This window comes from Sphingomicrobium sp. (assembly GCA_036563485.1).
Lineage (GTDB): Bacteria > Pseudomonadota > Alphaproteobacteria > Sphingomonadales > Sphingomonadaceae > Sphingomicrobium.
The window spans coordinates 322,149-344,871 of sequence record DATCMI010000001.1 but is presented as its reverse complement, the minus strand read 5'-3'; the positions used below and the strand labels follow the sequence as shown (position 1 = coordinate 344,871).

Annotated in this window: 28 protein-coding genes and 1 other RNA gene; 19 read left to right on the top strand and 10 right to left on the bottom strand. The window is 65.6% G+C overall.

Annotation, left to right across the window (positions count from 1 at the left end; translation table 11 throughout):
- The first annotated feature begins 1 nt into the window (after position 1).
- Together VIL42_01850 and folE are read left to right on the top strand one after the other, a co-directional pair.
- On the top strand, positions 2 to 1,306 hold the full coding sequence (locus VIL42_01850; protein ID HEY8591589.1) for an FAD/NAD(P)-binding protein: 1,305 nt from the start codon (positions 2 to 4) through the stop codon (positions 1,304 to 1,306).
- Positions 1,303 to 1,929, top strand: coding sequence for a GTP cyclohydrolase I FolE (folE, locus tag VIL42_01845; protein ID HEY8591588.1), 627 nt, complete (start codon positions 1,303 to 1,305; stop codon positions 1,927 to 1,929). The genes VIL42_01850 and folE overlap by 4 nt, the downstream gene beginning before the upstream one ends.
- 86 nt (positions 1,930 to 2,015) lie before the next feature.
- Here folE and VIL42_01840 read toward each other — a convergent pair whose 3' ends face one another.
- The gene (locus VIL42_01840) at positions 2,016 to 2,477 is read right to left on the bottom strand and encodes a PA2169 family four-helix-bundle protein (GenBank protein HEY8591587.1); all 462 of its coding nucleotides are present in this window, start codon (positions 2,475 to 2,477) and stop codon (positions 2,016 to 2,018) included.
- A 172-nt stretch (positions 2,478 to 2,649) separates the two neighbouring features.
- Between VIL42_01840 and VIL42_01835 the strand changes: the two genes are divergently transcribed.
- Both VIL42_01835 and VIL42_01830 read left to right on the top strand, forming a co-directional pair.
- Entirely contained in the window at positions 2,650 to 4,236 is a 1,587-nt protein-coding gene (locus VIL42_01835) for an FAD-dependent oxidoreductase (protein ID HEY8591586.1), read from the top strand.
- A 107-nt stretch (positions 4,237 to 4,343) separates the two neighbouring features.
- On the top strand, positions 4,344 to 5,651 hold the full coding sequence (locus VIL42_01830) for a dicarboxylate/amino acid:cation symporter (GenBank protein ID HEY8591585.1): 1,308 nt from the start codon (positions 4,344 to 4,346) through the stop codon (positions 5,649 to 5,651).
- Here the strand turns inward: VIL42_01830 and VIL42_01825 are convergent.
- Positions 5,619 to 6,365 carry a LytTR family DNA-binding domain-containing protein gene (locus VIL42_01825; protein HEY8591584.1) on the bottom strand — a complete coding sequence of 249 codons (747 nt, stop codon included), beginning with the start codon at positions 6,363 to 6,365 and terminating at the stop codon, positions 5,619 to 5,621. The two genes, VIL42_01830 and VIL42_01825, sit on opposite strands and share 33 nt — an antisense overlap.
- Positions 6,358 to 7,566, bottom strand: a complete 1,209-nt coding sequence (locus VIL42_01820; GenBank protein HEY8591583.1) for a histidine kinase — start codon at positions 7,564 to 7,566, stop codon at positions 6,358 to 6,360. The genes VIL42_01825 and VIL42_01820 overlap by 8 nt, the downstream gene beginning before the upstream one ends.
- Before the next feature lie 144 nt (positions 7,567 to 7,710).
- Between VIL42_01820 and VIL42_01815 the strand changes: the two genes are divergently transcribed.
- Both VIL42_01815 and VIL42_01810 read left to right on the top strand, forming a co-directional pair.
- Positions 7,711 to 7,938, top strand: coding sequence for a hypothetical protein (locus VIL42_01815; GenBank protein HEY8591582.1), 228 nt, complete (start codon positions 7,711 to 7,713; stop codon positions 7,936 to 7,938).
- A gap of 198 nt (positions 7,939 to 8,136) precedes the next feature.
- Positions 8,137 to 8,685 carry a hypothetical protein gene (locus tag VIL42_01810; GenBank protein ID HEY8591581.1) on the top strand — a complete coding sequence of 183 codons (549 nt, stop codon included), beginning with the start codon at positions 8,137 to 8,139 and terminating at the stop codon, positions 8,683 to 8,685.
- Between the two features lie 7 nt (positions 8,686 to 8,692).
- On the opposite strand, the gene VIL42_01805 is transcribed toward VIL42_01810, so the two are convergent.
- The 3 genes from VIL42_01805 to VIL42_01795 are packed head-to-tail and all read right to left on the bottom strand — an operon-like array spanning position 8,693 to position 10,987.
- Positions 8,693 to 9,187: a hypothetical protein gene (locus tag VIL42_01805; protein HEY8591580.1), complete on the bottom strand. Its 495-nt coding sequence runs from the start codon at positions 9,185 to 9,187 to the stop codon at positions 8,693 to 8,695.
- A complete protein-coding gene (locus VIL42_01800) occupies positions 9,187 to 9,567 on the bottom strand; it encodes a hypothetical protein (GenBank protein ID HEY8591579.1) in 381 nt (126 codons plus the stop codon). The genes VIL42_01805 and VIL42_01800 overlap by 1 nt, the downstream gene beginning before the upstream one ends.
- Before the next feature lie 25 nt (positions 9,568 to 9,592).
- On the bottom strand, positions 9,593 to 10,987 hold the full coding sequence (locus VIL42_01795) for a Mur ligase family protein (GenBank protein ID HEY8591578.1): 1,395 nt from the start codon (positions 10,985 to 10,987) through the stop codon (positions 9,593 to 9,595).
- Positions 10,988 to 11,281: 294 nt separating this feature from the next.
- On the opposite strand from VIL42_01795, the gene VIL42_01790 reads away from it, so the two are divergent.
- The 3 genes from VIL42_01790 (at position 11,282) to VIL42_01780 (ending at position 13,042) form a co-directional block, all read left to right on the top strand.
- Positions 11,282 to 11,830 (top strand): hypothetical protein, encoded by a 549-nt coding sequence (locus VIL42_01790; GenBank protein HEY8591577.1) that lies wholly within the window; start codon positions 11,282 to 11,284, stop codon positions 11,828 to 11,830.
- A gap of 56 nt (positions 11,831 to 11,886) precedes the next feature.
- Positions 11,887 to 12,693, top strand: a complete 807-nt coding sequence (locus VIL42_01785) for an LD-carboxypeptidase (GenBank protein ID HEY8591576.1) — start codon at positions 11,887 to 11,889, stop codon at positions 12,691 to 12,693.
- 79 nt (positions 12,694 to 12,772) lie between these two features.
- The gene (locus VIL42_01780; GenBank protein ID HEY8591575.1) at positions 12,773 to 13,042 is read left to right on the top strand and encodes an SWIB/MDM2 domain-containing protein; all 270 of its coding nucleotides are present in this window, start codon (positions 12,773 to 12,775) and stop codon (positions 13,040 to 13,042) included.
- Between the two features lie 79 nt (positions 13,043 to 13,121).
- Here the strand turns inward: VIL42_01780 and VIL42_01775 are convergent, their stop codons facing one another.
- The 3 genes from VIL42_01775 to VIL42_01765 all read right to left on the bottom strand — a co-directional run bounded on the left by VIL42_01775 (position 13,122) and on the right by VIL42_01765 (position 14,950).
- Complete coding sequence (locus VIL42_01775; GenBank protein HEY8591574.1) at positions 13,122 to 13,853, bottom strand: extensin family protein; 732 nt, start codon at positions 13,851 to 13,853, stop codon at positions 13,122 to 13,124.
- Positions 13,841 to 14,581: an NUDIX domain-containing protein gene (locus VIL42_01770; GenBank protein ID HEY8591573.1), complete on the bottom strand. Its 741-nt coding sequence runs from the start codon at positions 14,579 to 14,581 to the stop codon at positions 13,841 to 13,843. The genes VIL42_01775 and VIL42_01770 overlap by 13 nt, the downstream gene beginning before the upstream one ends.
- A 90-nt stretch (positions 14,582 to 14,671) precedes the next feature.
- Positions 14,672 to 14,950 carry a hypothetical protein gene (locus tag VIL42_01765; GenBank protein ID HEY8591572.1) on the bottom strand — a complete coding sequence of 93 codons (279 nt, stop codon included), beginning with the start codon at positions 14,948 to 14,950 and terminating at the stop codon, positions 14,672 to 14,674.
- 50 nt (positions 14,951 to 15,000) lie between these two features.
- Between VIL42_01765 and ssrA the strand changes: the two genes are divergently transcribed.
- Positions 15,001 to 15,346: a transfer-messenger RNA gene (gene ssrA, locus VIL42_01760) on the top strand.
- Positions 15,347 to 15,385: 39 nt separating this feature from the next.
- On the opposite strand, the gene mscL is transcribed toward ssrA, so the two are convergent.
- A complete protein-coding gene (gene mscL, locus VIL42_01755; protein ID HEY8591571.1) occupies positions 15,386 to 15,805 on the bottom strand; it encodes a large conductance mechanosensitive channel protein MscL in 420 nt (139 codons plus the stop codon).
- Positions 15,806 to 15,919: 114 nt separating this feature from the next.
- Between mscL and VIL42_01750 the strand changes: the two genes are divergently transcribed.
- From VIL42_01750 to VIL42_01710, 9 genes are all read left to right on the top strand, one after another.
- Positions 15,920 to 16,519, top strand: coding sequence for a LemA family protein (locus VIL42_01750; GenBank protein ID HEY8591570.1), 600 nt, complete (start codon positions 15,920 to 15,922; stop codon positions 16,517 to 16,519).
- Positions 16,520 to 17,350, top strand: a complete 831-nt coding sequence (locus VIL42_01745; protein ID HEY8591569.1) for a TPM domain-containing protein — start codon at positions 16,520 to 16,522, stop codon at positions 17,348 to 17,350.
- Positions 17,344 to 18,021: a TPM domain-containing protein gene (locus VIL42_01740; GenBank protein HEY8591568.1), complete on the top strand. Its 678-nt coding sequence runs from the start codon at positions 17,344 to 17,346 to the stop codon at positions 18,019 to 18,021. The genes VIL42_01745 and VIL42_01740 overlap by 7 nt, the downstream gene beginning before the upstream one ends.
- On the top strand, positions 18,018 to 18,536 hold the full coding sequence (locus VIL42_01735) for an NUDIX hydrolase (protein ID HEY8591567.1): 519 nt from the start codon (positions 18,018 to 18,020) through the stop codon (positions 18,534 to 18,536). Before VIL42_01740 ends, VIL42_01735 begins: the two co-directional genes overlap by 4 nt.
- 30 nt (positions 18,537 to 18,566) lie before the next feature.
- The gene (locus VIL42_01730) at positions 18,567 to 19,400 is read left to right on the top strand and encodes a metallophosphoesterase (GenBank protein ID HEY8591566.1); all 834 of its coding nucleotides are present in this window, start codon (positions 18,567 to 18,569) and stop codon (positions 19,398 to 19,400) included.
- Between the two features lie 38 nt (positions 19,401 to 19,438).
- A complete protein-coding gene (gene nadC, locus VIL42_01725; GenBank protein HEY8591565.1) occupies positions 19,439 to 20,284 on the top strand; it encodes a carboxylating nicotinate-nucleotide diphosphorylase in 846 nt (281 codons plus the stop codon).
- Between the two features lie 94 nt (positions 20,285 to 20,378).
- Positions 20,379 to 21,785, top strand: a complete 1,407-nt coding sequence (locus tag VIL42_01720; protein HEY8591564.1) for a nitronate monooxygenase — start codon at positions 20,379 to 20,381, stop codon at positions 21,783 to 21,785.
- Positions 21,785 to 22,264, top strand: coding sequence for an SH3 domain-containing protein (locus VIL42_01715; GenBank protein HEY8591563.1), 480 nt, complete (start codon positions 21,785 to 21,787; stop codon positions 22,262 to 22,264). The genes VIL42_01720 and VIL42_01715 overlap by 1 nt, the downstream gene beginning before the upstream one ends.
- A gap of 21 nt (positions 22,265 to 22,285) precedes the next feature.
- The gene (locus VIL42_01710) at positions 22,286 to 22,723 is read left to right on the top strand and encodes a RidA family protein (protein HEY8591562.1); all 438 of its coding nucleotides are present in this window, start codon (positions 22,286 to 22,288) and stop codon (positions 22,721 to 22,723) included.

The following is a 22,723-nucleotide window of genomic DNA, read 5'->3' as shown; positions in this document are numbered from 1 at the left end:
GTTGTTCCCGGTCGCTATCGTCGGCGGCGGCGCCTCGGGCACCATCCTTGCCGTCCAGCTCGCACGCCGCGGGATTGGCTCGGCGCTGATCGACGGCAGCGGACGCATGGGGCGCGGCGTCGCTTATTCGACGAGCGAGCCTGCGCACCTGTTGAACGTTCGTGCCGAAGGAATGAGCGCGCTCGCCGGCGAGCCGGGTCATTTCGCAAAGCACTTTGCCGATGAAGGCGGGCACCCCCGCGGCTTCGCCCAGCGGCGGCTCTTCGGCCGCTATCTCGACGAATTGCTTCGGGAGGGGGTTACGAGCGAGCGTATCGTCGCCGTCGAGGGCACCGCCACCGGTGCGGTGCGGAACGGCGACGGCTGGCAGGTCGAACTCGACAACGGAGAAATCGTCAAAGCGGCAGCCCTGGTCCTCGCAACCGGCAACCAGGAACCGGAAGGGCTTCGCGCTTTCGCCCCCGCGCCGAGCCGGTTCGTCGGCAATCCATGGGGCGCTGCGGCGCAGGCCGCCATTGGCGAGCTCGCGCAGACGCACGCCGACGTCCTGCTGGTCGGCACCGGCCTTACGATGGTCGACCTCGTGCTTTCGCTCGACGCCGCCGGCCACCAGGGCGGGATCGTCGCAATATCGCGCCGGGGCCTGATCCCCCGAACCCACGCCGACAACGCGCCATCGCGCGTCGATGCCAATGACCTGCCGCTGGGCACCCTCCGCGGCATGGGGCGCTGGCTCCGGCGGCGGAGCGCGGAAGTCGGCTGGCGTGCCGCCGTCGACAGCCTGCGCCCGCATAGCCACGCCATCTGGCAGAGCCTCGGGGAAATCGAGCAGCGGCGTTTCATGCGCCACGCCCGTCCCTGGTGGGACGTCCACCGCCACCGCATCGCGCCTGAAGTCGGCGAGACTTTGGCGCGGCTCATTGCCGAGGGCCGCCTGCGGATCATGGCCGGGCGCATCCAGTCCGCGGTCGAGGCCGGCGACGAGCTGCAAGTCGAAATTTGCGCGCGCGGCGCCGACCGGCCGCAGCGAATGAGCTTCGGCTACGCGATCAACTGCACTGGGCCGCTACAGGCGATCCGGTCGACCAGCGATCCGCTGCTGCGCTCGCTGCTCGACAGCGGTCAGGTCGCGGCCGATCACCTCAACCTCGGGCTCGCGGTCGATGACCATGCCCGCGCGGGCGAACGGCTGTGGGCGCTCGGGCCGCTGACCAAAGGTCGTTATTGGGAGATTGTCGCGGTCCCTGATATCCGCGAACAAGCGGCAGCCGTCGCAATGGATATCGAGCGGGAGCTTGCATCATGACCCCAACTGACGAGCATCGGGATCCCGCCGACGGCGACCTCGTCGCGACTCCGCCGAAGGTCGAGGTTCCCGACCATGTGCTCGACGCCATTCGAACGCTCATCAGCTGGACGGGCGACGATCCTGCCCGCGAAGGCCTTGCCGATACACCCAAGCGCGTCGCGCGCGCGTGGCACGAATATGCGCGCGGCTATCGCGAGGATCCGGCTTCGCATCTCAGCCGGACTTTCGAGGAAGTCGGCGGCTACGACGAGATCGTCCTGCTGAAGGACATCCCGTTCCAATCGCATTGCGAGCACCACCTGGCGCCGATCATCGGCAAGGCGGCGATCGCTTATTTGCCGCGCGACCGCGTTGTCGGGATCAGCAAGCTGGCGCGGGTGCTTCATGGCTATGCGCGGCGCCTGCAGGTGCAGGAGCGGCTGACGGCGCAGGTCGCCGATGCAATCTGGGAGCATCTTCAGCCCAAGGGCGTCGCCGTGGTGATCGAGGCGAGCCACGCCTGCATGACGGCGCGCGGCGTTTCGACGCCCGGCGTGATGATGACCACCAGCCGCATGATGGGCACCTTCCGCGAGGACGAGCGGAGCCGGCGCGAGGTTCTCGCCCTGATGGGCTACTAGGGCCGACAGCAAACGGGGCGGCCCGCTCGCTGCGATGCCGCCCCGTGCCCTCACCCCTACGGGGTGGGTAGTGGAAGTGCTGCCGCTTAGGCGTTCGTTTCCATGCCGTGCTTCAGCTGGCTCATCTGGTCGTGGCCCTGGCGCACCGACTGATAGGCCTGCTCGACGACCGAGCGGCTTTCGCTGCTGAGCATTCCGCCGCTGAGCGCCGTCTCGAACTTCTCCTTGAGATAATCCTCGCCGCGCTCGACCTCGTTGATGATCGCTTTCTCATCCTGGCCGGTGACTGCCGACTTCAGGTCTTCCCAGCGCTGGTGGGCCTTGCCGAGGAACGAGCCGCTCTCTTCGGGATCGCCGCCGAGCCGGCGGACTTCGCCGCGCAGCTGTTCGACGACCTGCTGGCGCTCGTCGGCGCGCTGGCGGAAAATCTCGGCGAAACGCTGGTTGTCGATGTCCTTGGCCGAATTCTCATAGCCCGTGACGCTGTCGATGGTGGTGGCGATCAGCGTGTTGAGCGTGCCGATTTCGTCCGAGTTGCTGTTGTCCATGACTGGGTTCTCCATTCCGAATTGAGGGGGGTTCCCGGTCGACAACGCGTGAGCCCCGCAGGTGATGCCAAGCCGCACCGCGCTTTTTTCAGGCGTCCGCCGCGAATTGCTGTCAGTCTGCCGTGAGCAGCAATGCTCGGGGGCGAGTCGCGCTGCAGACAGGGGACTGCACATGGCGCTCACTCGTCGCGCTCTCATGGAGAATATCGGCCGCATCGGTGGCGCCGGCGCCGCCTACATGGCCATGGAATCGCTGGGCTTAGCGATGCCCACGCCGGCCGGGGCCGAGAAGTTCCAGCTGCCGCGATCGAGCGGAAATGGCCGCTCGGTCGTGATCCTGGGCGCCGGCATCGCTGGGCTGGTCTCCGCCTACGAGCTGCAGCAGGCGGGCTACAAGGTGACGGTGCTGGAGGCGCGGGACCGGGTCGGGGGGCGTGTTTGGACGATCCGCGGCGGCGACCGCATCGTCCAGACCGGCAGGCCCGACCAGCGCGCCGCTTTCGACCCGGGCCTGTACTTCAACGCCGGCGCTGCCCGGATCCCGAGCACGCACCGCGTGATCCTGGGCTATGCCCGGCGCTTCGGCGTGCAGCTTGAGCCGTTCGTCAACGTCAACCGCAATGCCGGTTGGGACTTCGCTGGGAAGGTCCACCCCGAGCGGCGCATGGTCAACGACATGCGCGGGCATCTGGGTGAGCTGCTGGCGAAGGCGATCGACGCGAAGGCACTGGATGGGCAAGTGTCGAAGGACGAGCTGTCGATCGTTCGGCGCTTCCTTGAGCCGTACGCGGCTGTCGGGGACAACGGCCGCTATGTACCCAGCGGCAGCTCCGGCTTCGCCCGCGAACCCGGCGGCTACCACGGTGCGCCTGAAATGCTGCCGGCGCTAAAATTCGCCGAGCTGGCCCCGACTCCGTCGATCGTGCTCCCTTACCTGTTCGAACATATCTGGGACATGCAGGCGACCATGCTTCAGCCGGTCGGCGGCATGGATCGGATCGCCCATGCCATCTACGACCGGGTGCGGCCGGCCGTACGGCTGCGCACCGTCGTCAAGGCCATCCGCCGCGCTGGCGATCGAGTCCGCATCGAACATGGACCGGGCAATCAGGTGACGGAAGCCGACTATTGCATCTGCACCCTGCCGATGCCTGTGCTCGCGCGCATCCCGAGCGACTTCTCGGCGGCAAAGAAAGACGCACTCAAGAAGGCGCCCGGCTACTTGCCGAGCGTGAAGGTCGGCTTCGAAGCGCCCCGCTTCTGGGAACGCGACGACTTCATCTATGGCGGGCTCGCCTGGACCGACCGCCTGAACGAAAACATCATGTACCCATCGAGCCGCTTCGGCGCGCCAAAGGGCGTGTTGGTCGCTGCCTACGCAGCCGGCTGGACCAATCGCGACAACCCGCAGCGCTTCGCCGCGCTTAGCCATGAGGAGCGCTTCCGCATCTGCAGGGATTCGGTGGAGGCACTGCACCCGGGCAAGTCGCGCTTGTTGGGCAAGGGCGTCACCGTCGCGTGGGGCCTGACGCCTTATTCCGAAGGCGTCGGCGCGCTGTGGCCCGATTTCGATCCAAGGCCTGGTGCCGAGGGCGGCGGACGCGGCGAGCTTTATGGCGAGTTGCTGAAGCCTGAAGGTCCAATCGTCTTCGCCGGCGAGCATCTGAGCTATCAGCCCACTTGGCAGGAAGGCGCGGCGCTGTCCGCGCATGATGCGCTGACGCTCGTCGCGCAGATGGCGAAAGCAAAAGCGGCCTGAACTCCGGCGCCGCTGGCGCAAGCGCTCGCGCGTGCATAGAAGGCCCGGCGATTCAGGAGAGCCAGCATGCGCATCGTCCGCTTACCTCATTCCGTCCGGACACCGCGTTGAGGGACGGTGAAGCCCGCGGGCGCGGCGAAAGGCGCGGTTTCCATGCTTATTGGGCACTTGCGGCGCTGGTTGCAGGCCTGGCGCTAGGGTCGCTTGCCGGGACCTTCGATCCCGCAGCGCGCGAGGGCGCACTGAAGGCAGCCGGCTTCGTCGGCACCTTGTGGCTGAACGGCCTCAAGATGACCGTCATTCCGCTCGTGATTACCTTGCTGGTGACCGGGATCGCCCGCAGCGCCGAGGCGGCGCAGGGCAGCCGGATCGCTGCCCGGTCAGTGCTGTGGATCGTGATCCTTTGCACTGTTTCCGCGATCGTCGGCGCGCTGCTCACGCTTCTTCTGACGCACCTTTTCCCACTCGCGCCGAGCACGGCGGCGGCGCTGCAGAGCGGGCTTTCCGCTGTCGACCAGAAGGCGCCGCAGGAGCTGCCGGGGATCATCGACTTCTTCACCGGTGTCGTTCCGTCGAACGTGATCGCCGCCGGCTCCAACGGCGATGTCCTGCCGCTGGTGGTGTTCGGCCTGTTGTTCGCGCTGGCGCTGACGCGAATCGGGGCTGCCGGCCGCCAGTCGGTCGTGACCCTGTTCGAGGCGATCGCCGAGGCGCTGCTGGTCATCATCCGCTGGGTGCTTTGGATCGCGCCGCTAGGCGTCTTCGCGCTCGCATTCAGCGTCGGGTCGGAGGCAGGGGCAGCCGCCTTCGCGGGGCTCGGCCATTATGTGGTTCTGGTTTCCGCCGTCGGGCTGCTCTGGACGTTCGGGGCGGCCTATCCGTTCGCGATCATCGGCGGGCGCAGGTCGCCGGGCGCCTTTTCAAAGGCGCTGATCGGCCCGCAGGCGGTCGCCGTTTCGACTCGCTCCTCGCTCGCCTGCCTTCCGGCAATGCTCACCGCCGCGCGGTCGCTCGGCGTTCGCGAGCAGAGCGCGGACGTTGCATTGCCGCTGGCTGTGGCCCTTTTCCGCTCGACCGGACCGGCGATGAACGTGGCGGTCGCATTCTATGTGGCGCACTGGCTAGGCCTCGAACCTACCATCGGCCAGATGATCGCCGCCGTCGCGGTCGGTGCGGTGATGAGCTACGGCGCCGTAAGTCTGCCCGGGGAGGTGAGCTTCATTTCCTCCATTGCCCCGATCGGGATCGCATTGGGGATCCCGATTGCGCCGCTTGGCCTCCTCGTGGCTGTCGAGATGATCCCCGACATCTTCCGGACGCTCGGCAATGTGACGTTCGACGTATCACTCGCGACGGTCGTCGACCGCGAAACAGGCGAGGAATCAGCGGCCGGCGATCGCCCGCACGCGGTCTGAATAGAGCCGCCCGACCGGCTGCTCGGTGCCATCGACCAGCCGGGCGATCCACCGGCCCGAGGGGTTGCGGCTGAAGCCCGCAATGAAGTCCCTACGCACGATTGCGGAGCGATGAAGCCTGACGAAGATGTCGGGATCGAGACCCTCTTCCAGTGCAGCCATCGAATGGTGGATCAGCCAGCTTCGGCGTCCGACGTGTAGCCGCATGTAATCGCGTTCGGCCGACACCCGGTCGACGTCCTGCGCCGCGATGCGGACCAGGCCGGACAGGTCCGACGCCCAGAATTCCTCGAGCCACTCGGAAGATTTGGCCGGCTTCGGCTGCTCCTCGCGCTGGCGCAGGTAGGTTCGTGCCCGGTCGAGTGCCCGCTGCAGGCGCGCGGGATCGACGGGCTTCATCAGATAATCGACGGCTTCGACTTCGAAAGCGGCCACCGCGAACTGATCGAAGGCCGTGACGAATACGACCGCAGGCGAGGCGTCTTGCGCCGCGAGTGCGCGGGCGACGCCGATCCCGTCGAGCCCCGGCATTGCAATGTCGAGCAACAGCAGGTCGGGGCGGAGCGCCTCGCTCAGGTGGATTGCCGAATCGCCGTCGCTTGCGGTTCCGACGAGTTGTGCGCCCTCGGCACGGGCGAGCAGCAGTTGGAGCCGCTCGACGGCGAGCGGCTCGTCGTCGGCGATCAGGACTCGAAGGGCGCGGTCTTCAAGCATCGTGGTCGATCGGCATGGTGATGGACACCTTGAACCCGCCGCCGGTCATCGGCCCGAAGCGGCAGCTGGCGCGATTTCCGAACCGCGCTTCCAGGCGCTGAATGACGTTGCTGAGGCCAAGGCCGGTTCCTTCGTGGGTCGCGGCCGGCAGCTCCTCGCGCCCGCCGTTTTTCAATCGATTGCTGACTTCAAGAACCATGCGGCTTGCGTCCACCCGCTTGGCCTCGATGCGGATCAGCACCGCCTTGCGGCTGTTCGATACGCCATATTTGATCGCGTTCTCGACGATCGGCTGAAGCAGCAGCGCCGGCAGCCGCGCCTGGGCGAGCTCGTCCGGCACGTCGATCTGGACATGCAGCCGATCGGGGAAGCGAGCCTTCTCGATATCCAGGTAGAGCCGCTGCAGGTCGATCTCTTCAGCAAGCGTCACGTTGGCGCCCGGATCGAGCGAAAGGCTGGTCCGGAAGAAGGTCGATAGCGCCAGCAGCATGGCTTCGGCGCGGTCGGTGCGCCCGGTCATCACCAGCGACGATAGTGAGTTCAGCGTGTTGAAGAGGAAATGCGGGTTGACCTGGTAGCGAAGCGCCCGGACTTGCGCCGCTTGTGCAGCGCCCTCGGCATCCGCCACGCGCCGCTGCGCCCGCAACGCTTCAGCCTGCGCGAGATTGGCGAGATAGAAGGCGCTCCAGGCGAGAAAGAAAAACAGCCACACGACAGCGGCGTCGGCGATCACCCGGACCCGCTGCTTGGTATCCAGGTCCGTCACCGTCGGCATGGTGAGCACCAGCGGCTCGGCAGCCTTCCGCTCGATCTCGACGGTCTTGCCTTTCGCGATCACGGTTACGCCTTCGCGGGCCTGAAAGCGGAACTCCTCATTGCTCGGACGAGCGAAATTTTCGAGCAGGATCAAGGACGCGCCCATCACGGCCGCGACCACCAGCGATGCCAGGGTGGCAATGACGGCCTTGCGCCTGATGCTCGAGCCGACGCCAAACAGGTTGATGGCGATGTAGACGACGCCCGTTAGAACGCTGCCGATGGCGACGACGATCAGTTTGTTCTGCAGCGTCGTCCAGGGATCTGCGCCGAGGAACGCCCGGGCCAGCACCGTCAAGGCATAGAATAGCCAGAAGCCGAGGATGGACTTCAGCGCCAGGGGCCAGTCGGCAAAGCGGCTGTGGGCGACAGGTTGCGGCATCATCAGCATCTGGGCGGCACCATGTCGCAAAACGCATGTCCCGCAAACCGCCTGAAGGCCCGTTGGCAGAAGCTCCGCCGCACCCCGTCGAAAGCAGGCAATGGGGAACGGGGCGACCCTGCTGCTCGTTACAGAATAGCAATGGACATGACGGAGACCACTTCAGTGACCGAAGCGAAGAAGGACACGCCGCCACCGCTGGTTTTTTCGGCGCCGCCTGAAGCGGGCCTGGAGGAAGCGTTGAAGCGGAACCCGCATGATCCGGACCTCAAAACCGATGTCGGCAGCGACGAGTCCATGGACGCGTCCGATCCCCCTTCGGCGGCGCAGCCGGACAGCGGCGAGCCTGCGCCATCCTCGGGCTTTACCGAGTGACGTCTCGCTGCTGTCGCCCGACGGCAGCGGCGTTGCAACAAATCAACAATCCACAGTTTTCAGGCGCTTGGCCAATTTCTGGCTAGACGCGCCTACCACCCTCTGATTCAATATGAACGGGGGGTGGGATCATGGTTAAGTATCTCGAAACCATGGCAATAGCATGATCCCGCCTGGGCAAAAGGAGTCGGGTTCATGATCACGCGCACCAGCCAGCCGGCAAGCGGGGCGATGCTGCTTTCGGAAATGAAGGAGTTTGCGAGCTTCCCGAAGGCGACACAGCGTTACATCCGCCGTTCGCTGGACGTCGCTTACGGGCGTCGCGACGCGATCGAATGCTGGGCGCGCGACGAAGGCGAAGCCGCTTCGATCCGCGGCCAAGCCCGTCTCTACAAGCAGTTGGACCATCTGCGCCTGCAGGTGCCGGACGATAGCGGCCTCGACATGATCGAGCCGTTCATCGGCATGCTGATCACCATTTCCGCGTTCGACCTCGGCCAGGACCGGCTGCTCAACTTCGCAGCCTACCGGTTCTTGTATGAGCGGCTGATCGGCGCGTCGGCGCGTCCGTGGCTGCCGGCAGCCTTCTGTGCAGCCGCGGCGCTACCGCACCTCCACCCGGACCGTCGCCGGACCCTGCTCCAGTCGATCAGCGAAAGCGCTGCCACGGCGCCGGGCTGGTCGAGCCGCGAGCCGGTGTTCTGGCCGGAATGGGTCGAAAAGGTCGACCTGAAGGCCGCGGCCTAAGCAGCGCTCAGGCGCTTTCTGGCGCCTTTACCGACGGGTAGATCTTCGCCAATTGCCGGAGGCTGTCCTCGGCATTCTTGTGGTGCACGAAGACGACTCCGGCGGCCTCATAGGCGGCGCGGTGGTTCTCGCGATCGTCGACCAGCACGTCACCCGGATGCATGTGCTTGTGCTTGTCGCGCGCCATGCAGGTGATGATGGGGACGCCGGGAAAATGTTCGGCCGCCCACTCGACCTTCTGCGGCGCGGCCCATTTGCCGAGCGGAAGTCCGGTGAGGATCGTCGGCTTCAGATGCTTGACGCCGTCGAACAGCACTCGCGCATCGGGCATCTCCGGCAGGCTGCCGTAGAAGTTCCTGGCGGTCGCTAGCTTCTTCCAGAAGCTGCCGCGGCCGTGCTTGCGCTCATAGTCGCGCGGATAGGCGCCGAGCAGCTTCCTGAAGCCCTCGTCGAAGTCGGCAAGCACGCCGTCCGCATCCAAGAACAGCCTCGGCTCAGCCATCAGAACCGCGCCGGCTCAAGCTCGACGTCGATTGGCGCGTCGAGGTGCTTCCAGCCTTGATCGCGAAGGACGTCATTGCTTTCCCGCGCCTTGCGTCCGGGGCCAAGCGACCAGGTGATGTGATAGGTTGATCCGTCCGGCCGGTCCGTCGTGCCATCGAGCTCGACGACCAGGCACTCGAGGCTTTCTCCATCGTCGGCACGTCCGATGACCCGCGCGTGATCCGGCTGCGGCGGCAGTGGCGTCTGGGGTCCAGCGCCGACCCGCAGCGTCACATGATCGGCAACCACGTTCGCGTACTTGGGCGGAAACTGTCGCAGCAGCAGCTCGCGCTCGACTTGAGGAAGCTTCCAGCCAGTGACTGATCCGGGTCGTGCCATGCACGCCCGACGCTGAAGCGCTCGATCAGTTCCGCGCCGCGAGCTGGTCCACCAGATGCTGGGCGAAGTCGATCAACGTGTCGTCGCGGGCGCCCATGATCAGGATCCGGTCCCCGCTTCTAGCGTCGCCGACAAGCGCTTCGCCGATCGCCAGCCGCTCGGCGATATGGAAGGCGTCGCGGCCCCGGTCCTTCACCTGCGCGGCCAGCCAGTCGCTGCCGTGGACCCGCTCGGTGGTGCCGCCCTGATAGACGGGATCGGGCAGGTAGAGCCGGTCGCCGGGCGCCATGCCGCTGGCAAGGGCGTCGGCCAGTTGCTGGCCCATCTTGGCGAGCGGTCCATATCCGTGCGGCTGGAACATGATCAGCAAGCGGCCGGGATGAGCGCGCAGCGTGTCGAGAGTCGCGGCGATCTTGTCGGGATTGTGGGCGAAATCGTCGATCACCGTGACGCCCGCTGCCTCGCCGACCGTTTCCATGCGCCGGCGAAGCCCTTCGAACCTTGCCAGGGCTGCGGCGGCATCTGCAACGGGAACACCAACCGATGCTGCAGCGGCGATGGCGGCGAGGGCGTTCGATGCATTGTGCCGTCCCGGCACCTGCAAGTGCACCTCGTGCCGTTCGCCGCCAGAACCGACGGAGAAGCGCACGCCATTCGGCTCGAGCTTGAGGTCGCGGCCCTTGAAGGCGGCCGCGGGGCTGTCGAATCCGTAGCCGACCAGCTTGTCGGGCACGGCTTCGCCGAGCGCGCGCGTCTCGGGATCGTCGAGGTTGAGCACGGCCTTGCGCGACTGAAGGAGGAAGCCGGCGAACAGCCTGCGCAGCTCCTCCATCTCCTTATGGTCCAGGCTGATGTTGGTCAGCACCGCGACTTCCGGATGGTAGAGCGCGATCGAGCCGTCGCTTTCGTCCACTTCGCTCACGAACAGTTCGGGGTCGCCGACCAGCGCGCTCGCGAACGGCGCCGACGGCGTTACGAAATTCTTCATCACCGCGCCGTTCATCACGGTCGGTTGGCGATGGCAGGCGTGCAGGATCCAGCCGATCATGCCGGTGACGGTGGACTTGCCGCTCGTCCCGCCAACGGCGATGCTGCGCCGCGCCGAATTGAGCAGCTCGGCGAGGAATTGTGGCCTCGTCAGGTGAGACAGGCCGAGTTCGCGGGCGCGCACAACGTCGGGAACGGTGTCCTCGACCGCTGCCGAGGTGACCAGCGTCATGCCGTCCTGCAGGCCTGATCCGTCCTGCGCGAACAGTTGGATGCCGAGCGAACGCAGATAATCGAACTTCTGCGGCGTCCGGCCCGCATCGAGCGAGCGGTCGGAGCCCGCGACCTTCGCGCCCGAGGCGCGCACAATGGAAGCGAGCGGCAGCATCCCGCTGCCACCGATGCCGCTGAAGAAAACCGGAGTATCGATCATGGCGGCGGCCCTATTGCGTTGTGACTCTCAGCGAAAGCCCATCATTGGCAAGGCAGTGCGGGGCGACTGTCGAGCGGCTTGTCACTCGTGTTAAGAAGGTGCAGACTTCGCCGGTTGAAGGGGAGACCTGCGATGATGACTTGTACTCGGGCGTTAATTTGGGCGTCAGCGCTGACCATGGCTTCAGCGGCCGGGGCGCAGCAGAATTCGCCTCCGCCTCCGCCTCCACCCCCTTCGTTCGAGATGAACAGGCCGACCATGGATCAGATCCGCCAGGAGATGGTCGTATGGGACATGCGGCGCATCACCTCACAACCCGCCGCGGCTGCTTCAAACGCGGCGCAGGTTGCCACTTGCCTCATCAAGCGGACCGGCGAAGCGGCACCAGAACTGGTGGGCGGCGCTATGACGACTGACCCTCGGTTTGACCGCCTGTCGAAGGCACTGAGCGGCAAGCACAAGGCATGCAGCGGAAAGTCGAGTGGCTTGCCACTTTTCCTGATCAACTCTGCAGTAGCGGAGCAGCTGATCCGTGCCAAAAATCGGACCTATCCGGACCGCGCTGCACCTGCGGACGCGGCCGCCGGGGCAAGCTTGTACAAAGCAGCTGCGGGCGTGACTATCGATTCGGTGGGCCGTTGCCTGGCCGTCCAGTCGCCCGGGCTGGTTTACAAGGTTGTCGCGGCTACTCCGGGATCGCCGCAGGAGGCGCAGGCGCTCGCTAACGCTTATGCGCAGACGCCAAGCTGCGGTGTGCCCGCTGCGCCGGCCGACATTCCGGTGGTCGAGCAGCGTGCTGCGCTGACACTCGGCCTATTCGCCGCCACGCACCGCACGAACTGAAGGCCGGCGCGGGGGAAGCAATTGCCCGCGTGAAGGCAGGACCCTAAGCACCGCGCATGCGTATCGCGGTGGTTGCTCCTAGCTCCTCGCTCCACAAGGTTGCGGCGGAACGCGTCGTGGCACTCGCTGAGGCGCGCGGGGACCATGAACTCTTCGTCCATCCGCAATGCTTCCTTTCCGACGGCCATTTCGCGGGCCCTGACGCGGCGCGCCTAAGCGCCCTGCGCGAGGTGATGGCTGACCCTTCGGTCGACGCGGTGTGGTTCGCACGTGGCGGCTACGGGTCGAATCGCATTGCCGAGGCGGCGATACGCGACTTGCCCGATGCCGCCCGCTCCAAAGTTTATATGGGATACAGCGACGCTGGCTTCTTGCTCGGCGGTTTCCATCGGGCCGGGCTCGACGTTGCCTGGGGCCCGATGCCGCAGGACATCGTGCGTGACGGCGGCGAGGCTGCGGTGAACCGCGCGCTCGACTGGCTGATCCGCCGAGACCCCGCTGCGGTCGAACCTGAGCTTAAAGGTCCTGCGATGGCCTTCAACCTGACGGTGCTGGCGGCGCTGCTTGGCACGGTGCTCGAACCCAACTTTGAAGGCGTCGACCTGCTGATCGAGGATGTCGGCGAACATCATTATCGAATCGACCGGACGATGTTCCACGTCACCTCCAGCGAGAACGTCCGCAAGGCTGCGCGGCTGCGGCTCGGCCGGGTGGGTCAGATCCCTGAAAACGACCCCGATTTCGGCCGCGACGAATGTGCGATCGTGGAGGAATGGTGCGCTCGTTCGGGCATTGCGTACGGCGGCCGGGCCGACATCGGCCATGACATCGACAACCGGGTCGTGCCGTTCGGTCGCCGCTGAAGGGGATTTCCCCTCTGGAACAGCATTGCAAACAGCAAAGCTTTGCGCTCTACCAACGCCAGAACAACAGGAGGGCCTGATGGCAGAAGGTAGTGGTCGTAAAGCAGGGGGCGGGCTCGCTCGTCCGGTTCAACCGTCGGCGGACCTCGCGGCGATTTGCGGGAGCGACCCGCTTCCGCGCAGCCAGGTCGTTTCGAAGGTGTGGGACCACATCCGCAAGAACAACCTGCAAAACCCGCAGAACAAACGAGAAATCGTTGCTGACGACAAGCTGAAGAAGGTCTTCGGCGGCAAGGAACGCGTCAGCATGTTCGAGATGAACAAGCATCTCTCGAACCACCTGAAATAAGTCAGGCGACAGCTTCGGCTTTGAGGAGGGATCCGCTTCGGCGGGTCCCTTTTCTTTGGTGGGGCGGCGACTCGGCCGCCTAGCGGCAGAGGCCGAAGCCGGAAGTGCGCCGCGACGCCTGGTCAAAGTGGAGGTGATCGCGGTGCGCCTCGTTATAATCCGGCGACAAGGTGGTGGCGAAAAGCCGGCACGCCCCGTCCTTCACTTCGCGCAGAAATGCTCCTTTGGGTCCGAGTGAGTTCCAGTCGGCGAGCACGCTGACGCGCGTGCCGTCGCCAAGCGCGAAGCCGGTGATATCGAGCGCGTTCGCCGCGGCATGCTCGCTGAATGCACCCTCGCTGCGGCCGTAGATCCGGCGGCAATTGTACGAGCCCGCATGATGAATGGCGGTAATCGGGCTGCCGAAGTGCCGTTCGGCTGCGGGCTGCAGCACCTGCCGCTCGAACAGCAGCATCGCCGCGGCGACGGGGCAGCTGACGATAACGCCGGCCGGCGACATCGCTGCCTCTCCCGCCGCTGCGGCCAGCCGAATGCCGTTGTCGTATCCGCATTCGGGGCTGGGGCGCCGGGAAGGGGCCGGAACGTCGGCGGCCCGCGCTTCGAGGAGCAACGAGCGGCACTGGGCCGGCTCCTCAGCAAGTGCGCCGAGCTTGCGCAGCGTGAAGGCGCCTACCGGGTCGGTAAGCCTCAGCGCAGTCCACGGCACATCCTGTGGATGCGAGCGGATGTAGTCACGCGCAGTGATGTAGGCGGCGGCGCCCAGAGCCAGGACGATGAACCACGCCGCACCGATCCGGATCAGCCGCGCCACAAGCCTTCAAGGCGCTCCTCCGTCACCGGGAAGCCGAGATGGGCCGGGATGGTGATGTACTTTTCTCCGTCCCTTTCCTCGACCCACGGGGTCACAGGCTCGATCGGATGCCCCTCCGCATCGTCGCGGATGCCGCCGAAGGTCGCATGCTGGGCGAGCCGCTCGAGCGTCCGCCGGGTCGGGAAGATCAGCCGCGCCTGGCCCTGAGCTTCGCGCGCGAGAACGTCGGACGCGCGCAGCCATGCTGCACCGGCACATTCGCCCTCGACCACCTGAGGCTCCCAGCTTCCTTCCGGGGATTGAGCGACGAAGAAGAGGGTGTCGAAGCGCCGGACTGCGTGGAATTTCGGAACCCAGCGGGCGAAGGGTGTCAGCATTTGCGGTTCAAGGCATAGCCGGTAGGCATCGAGGAGCCGGGCGAACGGTTCATCTGCGATCAGGGCGCGCTGCAGCTCGACCGCCGCTTCAGGGGAGGGCAGGGGCGACAGTCCGACGGGGATCGCGGTCTCCTCAAGGGTTTCGCGAATGGCCGCGACGATGGCCGGCTCGACGCCGAGCCGGGCGCCAAGCTCGCGGTCCGCCTCATCGATGCGACCGCCCGGAAAGACCAGAGCGCCGGCGGCGAAAGCCATGCCTTCAGCGCGCTCGACCATGAGGATCTCAGGCGGACCCGCGGGCGAGTCCCGGACGACGATCAGCGTAGCGGCGGGGATCGCGTCATCGGCCATCAAAGCCGCCCTAGTCGTGGCTCACGCAAAGAGAAAGCCGCCCGGTTTCCCGAGCGGCTTTTCCTTTGAACAGACTGCCGAACAGCCGGATTACATGCCGCTGACGTTCTGCTCGTCGGCGTCGGTCGACTCCGTGGTGTTGGCGGTCGTGTTCACCGTCGCCGAGGCGTTCTCGTCTTCCAGCTGCTGCTGCTGATTGCCGAGCGCCGCGTCTTCCGCGTTCGTCGCCGCGGCATTGGCGAGCACGTTCAGGTCCTCGGCCGCCGGCTGGTTGAGCTCGGCATTGTTGACCGCGTCGTCATTGTTGCCGCTGCAGGCCGACAGAGCCATGAGCGCCGCGCCGCCGATCACAAAAGCAAGCTTTTTCATAGTTTTGATATCCCCTGGTGGATGTGTGCGGGTCGCCCATTACCAGCGCGCCGCTTGAGATTCGAGGGGAAAATCCCTATGTCTTCCCGTGCCGGGCAACCGGCTATGTCGGTAGATTGTTGCGTGGAATAGGCATTTCGGACCCGGGGGGCAGTACCCCGGCGCCTCCACCATCACTCCTCGTTAAAGCGAGGGATGTTGATGGGGGCGAAATAGGATCGACGAGTGCAATAAAGACGCGATTGCCGATCGGATCGGGCCACCGTGACGGCTCATTCACACAAGTGCCAACGATAACGAGGCGCTCGCTATTGCTGCGTAACTGACGGCCTAACGGTCAGACGTTACAAAGCTTAAGCGCGGTTGGACCCAACCGGGCAACAGAATGGGAATCCGGCGGCCTCCGAGGGAGCCGAGCAACAGAATCCCTCGGACCTATCTCCTTCTCAGCTCATCCCTGATCTCGGCCAGCAGCTCGATTTCCGTCGGGCCTGCCGCGTCCTCGCGCCTGCCCGTCGCCCGATTGGCCGCCCGCACCAGCAGGAAGATGATGAAGGCGAGCATCAGGAAATTAATTACGACGGTGACAAACTGGCCCCATCCGAGCACCGGCGCGCCCGCGGCCTTGAGTGCGGCATAATCGGTCAAGCTTCCGCGATAGCCGTCGGGCACGGGTCCGAGCCGCACGAAATAGCTGGAGAAATCGAGCCCGCCGAACAGCGCGCCGACCACCGGCATGATGATGTCCTCGGTTAGGCTGGTCGTAATCGTCGCGAACGCGGCGCCGATGATCACGGCGACCGCCAGGTCTAACACATTGCCTCTGCTGATGAACTGTCGAAATTCGCGAAGCATGAGCCCCCCTGCAGCAGTACTGCTGTGTTGTTTTTCTAAGACAGCGCATTGAAACGAAACCGGCGCGCTTCTAGTTATGCGTCAACAAGGGTGTCGTTTCGAGGGGACTTCGACATGAGTGGACTGCGCCGTTTTTCTCTTCTTGCGCCCGTAGCGGCGGTCAGCCTCGCCGGCTGCGGCCTGAACTCCGTTCCGACTGCGGAAGAGAATGTCACCGCCAAATGGGGCCAGGTGCAGGCTGAATATCAGCGCCGCGCCGACCTGATCCCGAACCTCGTCGAGACGGTGAAGGGCTATGCCAAGCAGGAAAAGGACGTGCTGACGCAGGTCACCGAGGCGCGCGCCAAGGCGAGCAGCATCCAGGTCAATGCCGATGACCTCAGCGATCCTGCCAAGATGCAGGCCTATGCCAATGCCCAAGGGCAGCTCGGCGGTTCGCTCGGACGGCTGCTGGCGACGTTCGAAGCCTACCCGGACCTCAAATCGAACCAGAACTTCCTGACTCTTCAGTCGCAGATCGAAGGGACGGAAAATTCGATCCTCGTCGCGCGGAAGGATTATAACGAGGCGGTGCAGGCGTATAACACCCGCATCCGCACCTTCCCCGACGCGATCGGCGCCAAGATCTTCTACGGCGCCAAGCCGAAGGTGCCGTTCGAAGCCGCCTCGGGATCGCAGAACGCGCCCAAGGTCGACTTCAACACCGCGGGCTAAGTGCGCCGATATCTCGTCTTCCTGTGGCTGGCGCTGCTCGCGCTGGCCACGCCCGCCGCGGCGCAGACCTTTCCGCAGCTGACGGGCCGTGTGGTCGACAATGCGCACCTGCTCACCCCGCAGCAGGTCGCCGACCTGACGGCGAAGAGCGAGGCGCTGGAGACGCAGACCGGCCGGCAATTCGTGGTCGCCACCGTGCCGAGCCTCGAAGGCCGGACGATCGAGGATTATGGCTACCGCCTCGGCAGGACATGGGCGATCGGCCGCAAGGGCGAGGACGACGGCGTCATCCTGCTCGTCGCGCCGAACGAGAAGAAGGTCAGGATCGAAACCGGTTACGAAGCCCGCATATTCCTGACCGATGCAGTGTCGAGCATCATCATCCGCGAATCCATTCTCCCGCGCTTCAAAGCGGGTGACATGGGCGGCGGCATCGTCGCCGGCGCCGACCAGATCATCACCCAGATGAGCCTGTCGCCGGAGCAAGCATCAAAGAACGTTGCCAAGGCCGATCAGGCCCAGCAGCAGCGGCGCGACGAAAGCCCGGGCATCATTCCAGTCTTCTTCTGGATCATCGTTATCCTGTTCGTGATCGGCAGCATGAGCCGGGGCGCGCGCGGACGGCGGTATCGCGGCCGGCGCGGTCGCGGCGGGATCAGCCCGTGGGTCGTGCTTTGGGGCCTCAACGAGCTTAGCCGTGGATCGCGTCGCGGCGGCTGGGGCGGCGGCGGTTGGGGCGGCGGAGGCGGTTTCGGCGGGGGCGGCGGTTTCGGCGGCTTCTCGGGCGGGGGCGGCTCGTTCGGCGGCGGAGGCGCGTCAGGATCGTGGTGACGCAGCTTCCAGACGCCGACCACCAGAAGGTGAGCGCCGCCATTGCGGTCGCGGAGGGCCAGTCGAACGGCGAAATCGTCGCCGTCGCGACGCCGAGCAGCGACGCCTATCACGACGTCGCCCTCCACTGGGCCGCCGCCGCGATGATCCTCGTGCTTGCCTGGGCGGCGTGGCGGCCGGATTGGCTCGAATCTTGGTATGTGACCCTGACTGGCGGCTGGCATCCGGAGCCGACCATCGGCGAGCTTCTGACCTTCCTCATGATCCTTGCGGTGCTGAAGTTCACCGCGGTGCTGCTCATCTTGAAGTATACACCGCTCCGGCTCGCGCTGACCCCGGGCGCCACCAAGACCCGACGCGTCCGCCGGCGCGCCGTCGCCGTCTTCAAGGCAGCCGCCGAGCGGCGGACCGTCGGCCGCACCGGCATCCTCATTTATCTGTCGATGGCCGAGCATCGCGCCGAGATCGTCGCCGATGAGGCGATTACCAAAGTGACGACGCCAGAGACCTGGGGCGACGCCATGGCGGCGCTGCTGGTCGAGGTGAAGGAGGGCCGCATTGCCGACGGCATCGTCGCGGCGATCGAGCAGGTCGGTGCAGTGCTCGCCGAGCATTTCCCACGCTCCGCGAACGACCGCAACGAAATCCCTGACAAGCTGATTGAACTATGAAGAGTCTCGACGAGCTGCCGGAGCCCGAAGTGCTCTGCGAGGGTAAGTTCGTTCGGCTGCTGAAGCGCGAGCGTTGGGAATATGCGAGCCGCGCGCGCAACATCGGTGCGGTCGCAGTCCTTGCCGAGTTCGAAGGCAAGCTGATCCTGGTGGATCAGCCGCGCGTCGGCCCGAACCGCCGCTGCATCGAGCTGCCGGCGGGCCTTGTCGGCGACGAGGACGAAGCGGCGACGGTCGAGAGCACCGCGATCAAGGAACTGGAGCAGGAAACGGGGTTCACCGCCGAGCGGATCGAGCGGCTCGGCCAGTTCTACGCCTCACCCGGCATGCTGTCAGAAAGTTTCACCCTCGTTCGGGCGCACGGCCTTCGCAGGGTGGGCGAGGGCGGCGGCGACGAGAACGAGGACATTAACGTCCACCTCGTCCCTCGAGAGGAGATCGCCCACTTCCTCGACCAGAAGCGAACCGAGGGCTTCGGAATCGACGTGAAGCTGTTGTTGTTCCTGAATCACTGAACCGTCGCGGCGGAGCCGCGTTCTTGGGCCATGGCCCGCATCGTCCATCTTTCCGACCTGCATTTCGGCGCCCATGACGAGCGCATCGTCGAAGGCGTCGAGCGCCAGGTCGACGAGCTCAAGCCCGACCTAGTCGTCATCAGCGGCGATTTCACGCAGCGGGCGCGCACTGAACAGTTCAAGGAAGCGTGCCGCTTCCTCGAGCGGCTGCAGCGCGCCGGCCATGAGGTGCTCGGCGTTCCCGGCAACCATGACGTGCCGCTCTACGACGTGCTCCGCCGCTTTCTCTCGCCGCTCGCCCGCTACCGACGCTTTATCGACGAGAGCCTATGTCCGTTCGTGGAGCTTCCCGGCGTTGCCGTGCTCGGCATCAACACCGCCCGCTCGCTGACCTTCAAGGATGGGCGGATGAACGAGGAGCAGGTGACCTTCATCCGCGAGACGTTCGCGCGGACGCCCAAGGACTCGTTCCGCATTCTCGTCACCCACCATCCGCTGTTTGCGCTGCAGGTCGGGAGCGAGGTGACGCCCGCCATTGGTCGTCAGGAGCTGGCGCTCGACGCGGTGCAGGATGCCGGCGTCGACCTGCTGCTCGCAGGGCACAATCATCATGCCGAGACGCATGATGCGAGCGACCTGGTTACGCGCGCGGGCGGCGCGCTCGTCGTCCAAGCCGGCACCGCGACATCGACGCGGGTTCGCGAACAGGAGCAAAGCTTCAACACCATCGATGTCGGCGAAGCCTCGGTCACCGTGACAGTGAACGCCTGGAAGGGCGATGCTTTCGAAGCCCTCGATGCCAAGCGCTTCGCCTGGAAAGAAGGCCGCTGGCGTGCCGCCACCGAAGCGGAGCCTGCGACCTGAGCTTGTCGCTGCGCGCGTCGCTCGCCTAGAGCAGCCGCATGGCGCTTCCCGATAACTTCGACCTCGACGCGTTCGTCCAGTCCACGCTTGCCGAAGACCTCGGCGCCGGTGGCGACGTCACCTCGGCCGCCACCATCCCGGCGGACGCGCGGTTCACGGCGGAAATGAATTGCCGCCAGTTGATCGTGGTCGCGGGACTGGAGCTCGCCGCAGCCTTCTTCCGGGAGCTGGATCCGCAGGTCGACATCGACCTGCTCGTCGAGGATGGCGATGTCGCCGAGCATGGCACGGCGCTGATGCACCTTTCGGGCAATGCGCGCTCAATGCTGACGGCGGAACGCTCGGCGCTGAACACGCTGCAGCATCTGTCCGGCATCGCCACGCTCACCCGCACCTATGTGGACGCGATCGCCGGGACCGGCGCGACCCTGCTCGACACGCGCAAGACCATTCCGGGGCTTCGGGTTCTCGACAAATATGCGGCGCGGATGGGCGGGGCTCAGAACCACCGCATGCGCCTCGACGACGGCGTGCTGATCAAGGACAATCATGTCGCGGTGTGCGGCGGCGTCGCCGAAGCGGTGCGCAGCGCCAAGGCCGCCGACACCGGACTGCAGGTCCAGGTCGAAGTCGACCGCATCGAGCAGATCGAACCAGCGCTCCAGGCCGGCGCCGATCGCCTGCTGCTGGACAATATGGATGCGGCGACGCTGCGCGACGCAGTGGCGCTGGTCGCGGGGCGCGTTCCGCTCGAGGCATCCGGAGGCGTGACGCTGCAGACCATCCGCTCGCTTGCGGAAACGGGCGTCGATTTCATATCGGTCGGGCGGATCACTCAATCGGCTCCGGCCGTCGACATCGGCCTCGATTACTCGCTCGATTGAGGGAACCGGCAGGCCCGCAGCAGATTATTCGCATCGCTGTTAATTGCGCCTATAGGGCGCCTTCACGGACGCAACGCGCCCCAGGAGAAAGCATTTGTTCAAGGGCCTGAAGCCCATCATGTACGCCGGACGCGAGGTCTGGCCGCTGATCGAAGGCGGCAAGGGCGTCAGCGCCACCAATCACGCAAGTTCGGGCGCATGGGCCGCTGCCGGCGGCATCGGGACCGTCTCGGCGGTCAATGCCGACAGCTACGATCCCGAAGGTCGCATCATCCCGCAGGTCTACCAGGGCATGACCCGGCGGCAGCGGCATGAGGAGCTGATCCAGTACGGCATCGATGGCGCGGTCGCCCAGGTCGAGCGCGCCTACGAGATGGCCAACGGCAAGGGCCTCATCAACATCAACGTGCTGTGGGAAATGGGCGGCGCGGTGCCGATCCTTCACGGCGTGCTCGAACGCGCGAAGGGCAAGATCGCCGGCGTCACCTGTGGCGCGGGCATGCCCTACAAATTGTCCGAGATCGCCGCATCCTATGGCGTCTTCTACTTGCCGATCGTCAGCTCCGGCCGCGCCTTCCGCGCGCTGTGGAAGCGGGCCTATTCGAAAGCCGCCGAGTGGCTTGGCGCTGTCGTCTACGAAGACCCGTGGCTCGCCGGCGGCCACAACGGCCTGTCGAACGCGGAAGACCCGCGCGAGCCGCAGGACCCCTATCCGCGCGTCAAGGAACTGCGCGACGTGATGCGCGAGGGCGGGGTGCCCGACAGCGTCCCGATCGTCATGGCCGGCGGCGTCTGGCGGCTCGACGAATGGGAAAACTGGATCGACAATCCTGAGCTCGGCCAGATCGCATTCCAGTTCGGCACGCGTCCGCTGCTCACCCAGGAAAGCCCGATCCCGCCCGAGTGGAAGGCGCGGCTGATGACGCTGGAGGAAGGCGACATCCTGCTCCACCGCTTCTCCCCGACCGGCTTCTATTCGTCGGCCGTGCGCAACCCGTTCCTGCGCGAGCTCGAAGCGCGCAGCGAACGCCAGATCGCCTTCACCAAGGAGCCGATCGGCGATCATCATTTCGAGCTCGACGTCGGCATCGGCAACAAGAAGAATTATTGGGTCACAAAGGGCGACCTGATCCATGCGCGCGAATGGTATGCGCGCGGCTTCACCCAGGCGATGAAGACCCCCGACGACACGTTGATCTTCGTCACTCCTGAAGGCGAAAAGCAGATCCGCATCGACCAGGCCGAATGCATGGGCTGCCTGTCGCAATGCGCCTTCTCGTCCTGGGCGGACAATGAAAAGAACTCGACCGGCCGGCTCGCCGATCCGCGCAGCTTCTGCATCCAGAAGACGCTTCAGGACATCGCCCATGGCGGCCCCGTCGAGCACAACCTCATGTTCGCCGGCCATTCGGCGTTCCGGTTCAAGACCGACCCGTTCTACTCGAATGGCTTCGTCCCGACCGTGAAGCAACTGGTCGACCGGATCCTGACGGGCGCCTGATGCGGCTGTGGGGGGCGATTGGCGTGCTGTTGCTCCTCGGCGTGAGCGGGCCCGCCGCTGCGCAGGACAAGAAGACCCCCTATTGGGCCTCGATCGCGTCGGGGCAGGCGATGACCCGCACCGGCCCCGGCCGAAACTACCCGGGTGTCTGGCTCTACCAGCGCCGTGACCTGCCGGTCCGAGTCCTCAAGCGCTACGAGACATGGCGGCTGATCGAGGACCATGAAGGCGCCCAAGGCTGGATGCTCGTGACCTTGCTCAGCGACCGCCGCACGGCCCTAGTCAAACCCGGCGATCCGCGCCCGGTGCGCAGCAGCGCCGACGACGGCGCCAAGATCCGCTATCTGCTCGAACCCGGCGTGGTCGGCCGGATCGACCATTGCCGCGACGGCTGGTGCCGCATCGAAGTGGCCAAGAAGGAAGGCTATATTCGCACGTCCGACCTCTGGGGGGTGGGAGCGAACGAAGTCGTCGACTGATCTGATTAGAGGGGGGCGAATATGAAGATGATCGCAGCAGCGGCCTTGGCTTTAACGGCAACGGCGGCCGCGGCAGCCCCACCGCAAACCGTCGAACATTTTCCCGCCGGTCCAGGCGCGCCATTCTCGAGCGCGGTTCGCGTGGGCGACGTCCTCTATATGGCGGGCCAGCTCGGAGTCGGCGCCGACGGTAAGCTCGCCGATGGCATCGAAGCGCAAACCAAGCAGACGCTCGACAACATAGGCGCCGTCCTAAAGCGCGCGGGTCTCACCCACGAAGACGTGTTTCACTGCACGGTCATGCTCGCCGACATGAAGGACTGGCCGGCGATGAACAAAGTCTATGTGACCTACTTCCCCGAAGGGAAGCGCCCGGCCCGAAGCGCATTCGGCGCAAGCGGCCTCGCTCTCGGCGGCCTCGTCGAGATCGAGTGCGAGGCCTACGCCGGCAAGAAGTAG